Raw genomic sequence first — 223 nt, 5'->3', positions numbered from 1 at the left:
ATCGCGAACAACGAAGAAATCCGCAAATCCTATCTGGGTTACTGAGGGAGCCGGGACAATGGAGCTGTTCACCAACCAGGTCCTGGCCGGCATCGCCACGGGCGCGATCTATGCCTGCATGGCGCTCGCCGTGGTCATGATCTACCAGGCCATCGACCATCTCAACTTCGCGCAAGGCGAGATGGCGATGTTCTCGACCTTCATCTCCTGGCAGCTGATGCAA

Annotated in this window: 1 pseudogene; it reads left to right on the top strand. The window is 57.8% G+C overall.

From position 1 onward, the window contains the following. Positions 1–58 precede the first annotated feature (58 nt). Positions 59–223 (top strand): annotated as a pseudogene (locus tag MOV75_RS43015) (branched-chain amino acid ABC transporter permease); the annotation flags it as partial.

Source organism: Bradyrhizobium sp. PRIMUS42, from assembly GCF_023006515.1.
In the GTDB taxonomy this organism is placed as follows: domain Bacteria; phylum Pseudomonadota; class Alphaproteobacteria; order Rhizobiales; family Xanthobacteraceae; genus Bradyrhizobium.
Note: the sequence above shows the minus strand (reverse complement) of the source record. Positions and strands in the feature narration are given on the sequence as shown.